This is a genomic window from Micromonospora sp. NPDC002411 (assembly GCF_053592955.1).
This window is the reverse complement of sequence record NZ_JBSFBM010000609.1, coordinates 1-1778: the sequence shown is the minus strand read 5'-3', so window position 1 is coordinate 1778 and position 1778 is coordinate 1. Positions and strand designations below refer to the sequence as shown.

Sequence of the window (1778 nt, the reverse complement as noted above, 5' to 3'; positions counted from 1 at the left end):
AGCCCCTGGCCGGCCTGCGGCGGGCCCGGACGACGACCGGCCGCGTTGGATATTCGCCCGGATACAACACCGGTATCCGAACGAACATCCGCCTTGCCGGACCGCCGCCCGGACTCCGCCTCGGCTCGACCGAGGACTTCGACACAGGCCTTAGCCGATGCGGAACTGGTCGCCGTAGACGGCGAACGCCAACGGCGTGTTCAGGTTGAAGTTGCCGTTGTTGAGGAACACCCGCTGGGCGGTGTCGACCCGGGACGTGTCGGAGTGGGCTTCTTCCTTCTTCATCTCGATGACCCGCTCGTCGAGGAACGCGTTGAGCCAGGTTCGCTCGTCACCGCCCTGCGCCGGGGGCTTCGCCCGGGCGAGGGCGCGGTTGCGGATCTGCCGCATGCCCTCGTACCCGTGCATGACTGCCGCGTCGTAGTAGGCGAACTGGCCGAGTGCCCGGACCTGGTCGTTCTTGCCGTCGCGTACCGACGGGTTGAAGTAGACGCGGTCCCGCTCGGCCTCCTGGGCGGCCCGGAAGACCGAGTCGTTGGCCGCCGTGCGCCAGTCGCGGGGGAAGTTCGGGTCGAGGCCCGAGTGCGAGGGGGTGCCGTTGACGGCGCGCAGCGCCGGCAGGTAGCCGGACAGTACGTTGCCGGGCTTCGTGTTCGTGTACGCCTGCACCAGTTCGAGCATGTCGCCGGTGCCGGAGCAGAAGCCGATGATGCCGGCGGTGTAGCCGCGTCCGTCGCCGATGTCCTCGATGTAGGAGAACTGGGCACGCCAGTCGAGGGAGGAGTTCTCCGCAGCCGAGACGAGCTGCATGGCGACGTCCTTCTTCGCCGGATCGTCGAGGTTGGTCCCGGCCGGGGTGGTGGGCGGAGGGGTGCTACCGCCGCCGGGCAGGGTCCACTGCTGGTTCGAGGTGCCACCGCAGGTCCAGATCTGCAACCGGGCGCCGTTGGCGGTGCTGCGGTCGGTGACGTCGAGGCACTTGCCGGAGGCGGAGTTGACGAGAGCGCCGTTGCTGGCGGTCCACTTCTGCGCGCCGGTGCCGTTGCAGTCGTACAGCTGGATCTTGGCACCGTTGGCGGTCGACGCGGCGGTGACGTCGAGGCACTTGCCGAGCGCCCGGATCGAGGTGTCGGTGTTGCCGACGGTCCACGTCTGGGCCGCGCTGCCGTTGCAGTCGTAGAGCTGGACGGCGGTGCCGTTGGCCGAGTTGGCGCCGGCTACGTCGACGCACTTGCCGCCGAGGCCGGTGATCCGGCCGGCGGTCGCGGCGCTGGCCGACGGCAGGCCGTAGCCGACGGCGGCGACGCCGATCAGCAGGGTGCCCGCGACGTAGGCGGCTGTTCTCTTGTGAACCATGGTGTTCCTCGGGGAAGGGGCGGCAGGCCGCCGGCCGGTCGGTGCCCGGCGCGGCGATTCGGCCCCGGCGGGCACCGCAAGCATCAGGAAACTGTATTAACAGATATCAGTACGTCGGTGAGCCGTCAATCGGCGTCAGCCGTCCGTGACGAGGCATGTTCACCTCGTTGACGGCCACCCGAGAGCTCGATGCCCGGACCGCACAGTTAGATGTCGTCAGCAGTGCCGCGGCCCGGGCGAGCAGACCTGGGACGGCACCCAGACGCAAGGAGTGCTCCATGGCAGTCGACCTCCGCCGTACCCGGCCTCTGTGGGCCACGGCTACCGCCGTGCTCGCCCTGGCGGCGCTGTCCGCCTGCGGCGGCTCCGGCGGCGCCGACCCGGTCGGCGCGGCCGCCACGAGCAGCGCCGCCACGAGCAGC

The 1778-nt window shown here is 70.0% G+C and carries 1 protein-coding gene; it reads right to left on the bottom strand.

Annotation, left to right across the window (positions count from 1 at the left end; all coding sequences use genetic code 11):
* Positions 1–150 precede the first annotated feature (150 nt).
* Positions 151–1356: a chitosanase gene (locus ACWCO3_RS34405; protein WP_450014171.1), complete on the bottom strand. Its 1206-nt coding sequence runs from the start codon at positions 1354–1356 to the stop codon at positions 151–153.
* Between the last annotated feature and the right edge of the window lie 422 nt (positions 1357–1778).

Coding starts and splice junctions, on each gene's coding strand:
- ACWCO3_RS34405 (WP_450014171.1), bottom strand. CDS start 1,356: ATGGTTCACAAGAGAACAGCCGCCTACGTCGCGGGCACCCTGCTGATC.